6 protein-coding genes are annotated in these 6,403 nt (G+C 69.9%); 5 read left to right on the forward strand and 1 reads right to left on the reverse strand.

Annotated features, from left to right (window positions below; translation table 11 throughout):
• The first annotated feature begins 144 nt into the window (after window positions 1-144).
• The 3 genes from mgtE (at window position 145) to dps (ending at window position 2,701) form a co-directional block, all read left to right on the forward strand.
• Window positions 145-1,542: a magnesium transporter gene (mgtE, locus tag HC022_RS16695; protein WP_167453183.1), complete on the forward strand. Its 1,398-nt coding sequence runs from the start codon at window positions 145-147 to the stop codon at window positions 1,540-1,542.
• A complete protein-coding gene (locus tag HC022_RS16700) occupies window positions 1,539-2,102 on the forward strand; it encodes a 5-formyltetrahydrofolate cyclo-ligase (protein ID WP_167453184.1) in 564 nt (187 codons plus the stop codon). Before mgtE ends, HC022_RS16700 begins: the two co-directional genes overlap by 4 nt.
• 113 nt (window positions 2,103-2,215) lie before the next feature.
• Window positions 2,216-2,701 carry a DNA starvation/stationary phase protection protein Dps gene (gene dps / locus HC022_RS16705; protein WP_008885160.1) on the forward strand — a complete coding sequence of 162 codons (486 nt, stop codon included), beginning with the start codon at window positions 2,216-2,218 and terminating at the stop codon, window positions 2,699-2,701.
• A 325-nt stretch (window positions 2,702-3,026) separates the two neighbouring features.
• Here the strand turns inward: dps and purD are convergent, their stop codons facing one another.
• Window positions 3,027-4,289 carry a phosphoribosylamine--glycine ligase gene (gene purD, locus HC022_RS16710; RefSeq protein ID WP_167453185.1) on the reverse strand — a complete coding sequence of 421 codons (1,263 nt, stop codon included), beginning with the start codon at window positions 4,287-4,289 and terminating at the stop codon, window positions 3,027-3,029.
• Between the two features lie 135 nt (window positions 4,290-4,424).
• On the opposite strand from purD, the gene HC022_RS16715 reads away from it, so the two are divergent.
• Entirely contained in the window at window positions 4,425-4,655 is a 231-nt protein-coding gene (locus HC022_RS16715; RefSeq protein WP_167453186.1) for a hypothetical protein, read from the forward strand.
• Window positions 4,656-4,759: 104 nt separating this feature from the next.
• The gene (gene xseA / locus HC022_RS16720; RefSeq protein ID WP_167453187.1) at window positions 4,760-6,232 is read left to right on the forward strand and encodes an exodeoxyribonuclease VII large subunit; all 1,473 of its coding nucleotides are present in this window, start codon (window positions 4,760-4,762) and stop codon (window positions 6,230-6,232) included.
• Window positions 6,233-6,403 lie beyond the last annotated feature (171 nt).

The following is a 6,403-nucleotide window of genomic DNA, read 5'->3' on the forward strand; positions in this document are numbered from 1 at the left end:
CCATGTCTTGTTCCCTGTCCGCGCGTCGGGCCGGTTGTGGCCGCGCGCCAGAATGGCGATGCGGGCCGCGAAACTCAATGCGCCCTGTTGCATCTTTCCGCGATGCCCTAAACTCTTGAGCGAAGGCAAGACCGCGGAGCAGGCATGACCGAAGACACCGAAAACGCCGTGGTCGAAGAGACCCGCGACGACGAAGACGCCTACGCTCTCCAGCCCAAGAGCGTGGCGGCCATCCTCTATGCGGTCGACGTCGGCGACCGGGAGAAGCTCGTCGAGCTGATGGAGCCGCTTCACGCCGCCGACATCGCCGACCTTCTCGAACAGATCAACGCCTTCGACCGGATGCGTCTGATCAAGCTCTACGACAAGGAATTCGACGGCGAGATCCTGTCCGAACTGGACGAATCGATCCGCGAGGACGTGATCCGCGCCCTGCACCCGGCGGTTCTGGCCGAGGCCGTGCGGGAGCTCGAATCGGACGACGTGGTCGACCTTCTGGAAGACCTCGACCAGGCCCAGCAGGAAGCCATCCTCGAGGTGCTCGAGGACAGCGACCGGGTCGCCGTCGAGCAGTCGCTGACCTATCCCGAATACTCCGCCGGCCGTCTCATGCAGCGCGAGGTGGTCATGGCCCCCGAGCACTGGAACGTGGGCGAGGCCATCGACTACCTGCGCTCGACCGAGGACCTGCCGGACCAGTTCTACCACATCGTGCTGGTCGACCCGAAGCTGCGGCCCATCGGCAACGTGGCGCTGGGGCGGCTCATGGCATCGCGCCGCGAGGTGCTGCTGCGCTCGATCATCTCGGACACGTTCCACGTCTTCCCGGTGACCCGCCCCGAGGGCGAGGTGGCCTATGCCTTCAACCAGTACCACCTGATCTCGGCACCCGTCGTGGACGAGAACGAGCGGCTGGTCGGTGTCATCACCATCGACGATGCCATGGCCGTGCTCGACGAGGAGCACGAGGAGGACATCCTGCGCCTCGCCGGTGTGAGCGAGGAGAGCCGGCTCTCGGACGGCACGGTCGAGACGGTGCGGCAGCGCCTGCCGTGGCTTGCCGTCAACCTTGCGACCGCGGTGCTGGCCTCGCTGGTCATCGCGCAGTTCGAGGACGTGCTGGCCACCGTGGTGGCGCTGGCGGTGCTGATGCCCATCGTGGCCTCCATGGGCGGCAACGCCGGCACGCAGGCGCTGACCGTCGCGGTGCGCTCGCTGGCCACCAAGGACCTGACCTCGAGCAACGTCTGGCGCATCATCCTGCGGGAACTGACGGTGGGGCTGATCAACGGGCTCTGCTTCGCCGTGGTGATGGGGATCCTCGCGCTGATCTGGTTCGGCTCACCGGTGTTGGGGCTGGTGATCGCCATCGCGATGATCATCAACCTCGTGATCGCGGGGCTTGCCGGGATCGGGGTGCCGGGGGGGCTGGAACGGTTTGGCGTGGACCCGGCGCGGGCCTGGGGCACGTTCGGGACCACGGTGACCGACGTGGTGGGCTTCTTCGCCTTCCTCGGCCTCGCCTCGGCGGTGCTGCTGTGAGCGACGCGCTGGCCGCCGCCAAGCAGGCGGCCCGGACCGCTGCCTACGCCCGCCGCGCCGCCGCCCATGCCGGCGATGCGGGCAGCGCCGCAGGGCGCCTCTCCGAGCTGCTGGCGGGCCACCGCGGCGTGCCGCTGGCGGGCTACGTGCCGATCCGCTCCGAGATCGACCCGCTGCCGGCGATGGCCGAGGCCTCGGCCTATGGCCCGGTTTCGGTCCCGGTGATCGAGGCCGAGGCGACCCCGCTGCGCTTCGCCCTGTGGGAGCCCGACATGGCGCTGGTCCCGGGCCCGTTCGGCGCCCGCATCCCTGAGCGGCCCGAGTTCGTGACCCCCGAGATCGTCGTGGTGCCGCTGGTGGCCTTCACCCGGGCGGGCCACCGTCTGGGCTATGGTGGCGGCTACTACGACCGCACGCTTCAGGCGCTGCGGGGCAGGGGGCCGGTCTTCGCCATCGGCTTCGCCTACGCCGCGCAGGAAGCCCCCGAGCTGCCGCACGATCCCAACGACCAGCCTCTCGATCTCATCGTCACCGAGTCCGAGGTGATTTCTCCCCAGTGACGGAACCTTCGCAGGCATGCGGACGTTCTTTTTCCGAAACCCGGACAGAAATCCCGGGCGGCGCGGGCCGGCAAGGCCGCGCCTTTATGTTGCAAGAAAGAATGGAGAGAGACATGCCGCAGAACTTCGTTCCCTTCCTCAAGGAAAACGCCCGCAAGGACATGATCGCGCTTCTCAACGAGCGTCTGGTCGACACCATCGACCTGACCAACGCCGTGAAGCAGGCGCACTGGAACCTCAAGGGTGTCGGCTTCATCGGCGTGCACGAGCTGCTCGACGACGTCGCGGCGCACCTGCGCGACGGTGCGGACATGATGGCCGAGCGCGTCGCCATGATGGGCGGAATGGCCCAGGGCACCTCGGAGACGGTGGCCGAGAAGTCCTCGCTCACCGCCTATCCCACCGACATCGTGTCGGTCGAGGATCACGTGAAAGAGCTGGTGAAGCGCTTCAACGAGTATTCGACCAACGTGCGCAAGGCCATCGAGGCTGCGGACGAGGCCGGAGACGAAGACAGCGCCGACCTGTTCACCGAAGTGAGCCGCACCGCCGAGAAGGACGCGTGGTTCATCGGCTCGAACAGCGCCAAGGCCGCCTGAGCCGACACCGGCTCACATGGGTGACAGACACGCGCGGCGTCCCTGCGGGGGCGCCGCGTTGCGTTTGCGGGGATGCGTTCGGTTTTCTGAGGTCCCGTCGCGTTGGTGAGGGAGGCGTCCGGTTTGCGCAGGACCTGTCGCGTTGGAAGGGCAGGCTTCTGCCAGCGGGGCGCACGCTGCCGGTTGGTCTCGGAGGATACCCCTTGGTCCCGGAGAGGCGTTCGCCGCGGCCCGTGCCCGCCTGGCAGGGATCACGACACCTTCCCGGAGCCTTGGCGGGCCAGGCCTCAGCCCGCCAGAGTCCGTGACCGTTGCGAGACCGCGCTCAGAGTGCGCGCCAGCCTATGTCGCGGCGGCAGAAGCCCTCGGCCCAGTCCACCGCATCGACCAGCGCATAGGCGCGCTCGGCGGCCTCGGCCAGCGTCGCGCCGCGCGCCGTGGCATTGAGCACGCGGCCACCGGTGGCCACGACCTTGCCCTCCCGCAGCGCGGTGCCCGCGTGGAACATCTGGTGGAAGCTGTCCTCGGGCAGCCCGTCGAGGCCGCCGATCACGGTGCCCTTGCGGTAGCTGCCGGGATAGCCCTCGGCGGCCAGCACCACCGTCATCGCGTGATCCTCGGCCCAGTCCACCCGCGCATCCGCCAGACGGCCCTCGGCGCAGGCGTGAATGAGGTCGAGCGCCTGCGCGCCCAGCCGCATCATCAGCACCTGGCATTCAGGATCGCCGAAGCGCACGTTGTACTCGACCAGCCGGGGCTCGCCGCTCTCGATCATCAGCCCGGCATAGAGCACGCCGGAATAGGGCGTGCCGCGCCGCGCCATTTCGGCCATGGTCGGTTTGACGATGCGGTCGAGCGCCTTCTGCGCGATCTCGTCGGTCAGCACCGGGGCCGGGGAATAGGCGCCCATGCCGCCGGTGTTGGGGCCGGTGTCGCCTTCGCCCACGCGCTTGTGGTCCTGCGCGGTGCCGATGGGCAGCACGTCCTCGCCGTCGACCAGCACGAAGAACGAGGCTTCCTCGCCGGTCATGAACTCCTCGATCACCACCTCGGCGCCGGCCCCGCCGAAGGCGCCGCCGAACATGTCGTCGATGGCGGCGCAGGCCTCGTCGACCGTCTCGGCGATGATCACGCCCTTGCCCGCCGCGAGCCCGTCCGCCTTGACCACGATGGGCGCGCCCTGCGCCCGCACATAGGCCTTGGCGGCCTCGGCGTCGGTGAAATGGCCATAGGCCGCGGTGGGCGCGTTCGCCGCATCGCAGATCGCCTTGGTGAAGCTCTTCGAGGCCTCGAGCTCGGCTGCCGCCTGCGACGGTCCGAAGACCAGGAAGCCCGCCTCGCGCAGCCGGTCGGCGACGCCCGCAGCCAGCGGCGCCTCGGGGCCCACGATCACCAGGTCGATGGCGTGCTCGCCCGCGAACTCGGTCACCGCGCCGCCGTCCTCGGTGTCGAGCGCCGCGCATTCCGCGATCTGCGCGATGCCTGCATTGCCAGGCGCGACGATCAGCTTGTCGCACTTGGGGTTCTGCATCACCGCCCATGCCAGCGCGTGTTCGCGCCCGCCGCCGCCGAGAATGAGAATGTTCATCGTCGTGCCACCTTTCGCCATCGCCCGCCCGTGTCTCGCCCCGGTCTCTAGCGGGGGCAGGGGGACTGCGCAACAGCCGGAACCGCTCGCTTCGGGGGACGTTCTGCCCGCAACGGCAACAGGAGACCCGTACCGATGGTCGAGAAGAGCTATCTTGTGACGCGCGACAAGGATCTCGACGATCTGCATTTCGTGCATACCGACGACTGCCAGGTGCTGCCCGACCGGGCCCGGCTCGACCGGCTCGGCGCCTTCGAGCGCTGCGCCCCGGCGATGGACGCCGCCCGCGAGCGCTTCCGCGCGGTCGAGGCCTGCGCGCTTTGCTGCCCGCGCTGCCGCAACGTGGCGCAGTCCGAGGCCGCCTGAGGCGTTTCGCCAGGGCGTGGCCGCCGCTGCGCCGCGGCCTTTCCCTTGCCGCCGCCGCCCGTTACCATCGCGGCAAAAGCACATGAGGCACGAGGCACCGCGGCATGGACCTTCTCGACGACGACAGCGGCAACACCCCGGAATTCTCCGTCTCCGAGCTCTCGGGCGCGGTCAAGCGGGTGATCGAGGGCGAGTTCGGCCATGTCCGCGTCAAGGGCGAGGTCGGCCGCGTGTCGCGCCCGCGCTCGGGGCACATCTACCTCGACCTCAAGGACGACCGGTCGGTGATCGCCGGCATCGTCTGGAAGGGCGTCGCTGCCCGGCTCGAGACCCAGCCCGAGGAGGGCATGGAGGTGGTGGCCACCGGGCGCCTCACCACCTTCCCCGGCCAGTCCAAGTACCAGATCGTCATCGAGGACATCCGCCCGGCGGGCCTCGGCGCGCTGATGGCGATGCTCGAGAAGCGCAAGGCGCTGTTGCAGGCCGAGGGGCTCTTCGACGCCTCCCGCAAGCGGCCGCTGCCCTACCTGCCCGAGGTGATCGGCGTGGTGACCTCGCCCTCGGGGGCGGTGATCCGCGACATCCTGCACCGGCTGCGCGACCGTTTCCCGCGCAAGGTGTTGATCTGGCCGGTGGCGGTGCAGGGTCAGAACTGCGCCCCCGAGGTGGTGCGCGCCATCGAGGGCTTCAACGCGCTCAGCCCCGGCGGCGCCCTGCCGCGCCCGGACCTGCTGATCGTGGCCCGTGGCGGCGGCTCGGTCGAGGATCTCTGGGGCTTCAATGAAGAGGCGGTCGCCCGCGCCGCCGCCGCCTCGCAGATCCCGCTGATCTCGGCGGTGGGGCACGAGACCGACACCACGCTCATCGACTTCGTGTCGGACCGGCGCGCGCCCACGCCCACCGCTGCCGCCGAGATCGCGGTGCCGGTGCGCATGGAGCTGCTGTCCTGGACCGGCGAGGCGGGCGTCCGCATGACCCGCGCCATGGGCCAGCGGATCGAGGTGCGTTCGCAGCGCCTGCGCGACCTCTCCCGCGCCCTGCCGCGCGCCGAGACCCTGCTCGACCAGCCGCGTCAGCGGCTCGACCTGCTGGGCGACCGGCTGCCCCGCGCGCTGATCCGCGGCACCGAGCAGCGGCGCGTGGCGCTTTCCGATGTGGCTGGCGCCCTGCGCCCGTCGCTGCTGACGCGGGTCATCGCCCATGGCCGCGAATCGCTGGGACGGCGCACCGACCGGCTGTCGCTGCGCCCGATCGAGCGCGAGATCGTGCAGGGCCGCGACCGGCTCGCCACGCTCTCGCGCCGGCTGGAAGAAAGTGCCACCCGCAGGCTCGACGATCCGGCCCGCAAACTCGACGGGCTGTCGCGGCTGCTCGAGACGCTGAGCTACAAGGGCACGCTGGCGCGCGGCTACGCGGTGGTGCGCAGTGCCGAGGGCACGATCCTCACCCACAAGGCCGCAGCCCAGAACGCCGCCGGGCTCGAGATCGAGTTCAGCGACGGCCGTTTCACGCTGGGCGGCAAGGCCCGTCCCAAGCGCAAGGACACACCGGCGCCGGAGCAGGGTAGCCTGCTCTGAGCGCCTCGTCATGCGCGTAGGTCTTCGGGACATGCGCGGCGCGGACGCCGCGCGCCTGGAGAGCCCGGCTCAGACGCCGACGTCCGGGCCGAGGCACATCATCGGCTGGTCGTCCTGCTGCGCTTCGTAAAGGACAGTGCTGTCGGGGTCGTTCTCGAACACCGCGCGGAG

Source organism: Salipiger sp. HF18 (assembly GCF_011806505.1).
Lineage (GTDB): Bacteria > Pseudomonadota > Alphaproteobacteria > Rhodobacterales > Rhodobacteraceae > Salipiger > Salipiger thiooxidans.

Bases quoted from the DNA above. Each gene is read 5' to 3' on its own strand.
- xseA (WP_167453187.1), top strand. From the start codon at position 4,760: ATGGACCTTCTCGACGACGACAGCGGCAACACCCCGGAATTCTCCGTC.
- mgtE (WP_167453183.1), top strand. From the start codon at position 145: ATGACCGAAGACACCGAAAACGCCGTGGTCGAAGAGACCCGCGACGAC.
- dps (WP_008885160.1), top strand. From the start codon at position 2,216: ATGCCGCAGAACTTCGTTCCCTTCCTCAAGGAAAACGCCCGCAAGGAC.
- purD (WP_167453185.1), bottom strand. From the start codon at position 4,289: ATGAACATTCTCATTCTCGGCGGCGGCGGGCGCGAACACGCGCTGGCA.
- HC022_RS16715 (WP_167453186.1), top strand. From the start codon at position 4,425: ATGGTCGAGAAGAGCTATCTTGTGACGCGCGACAAGGATCTCGACGAT.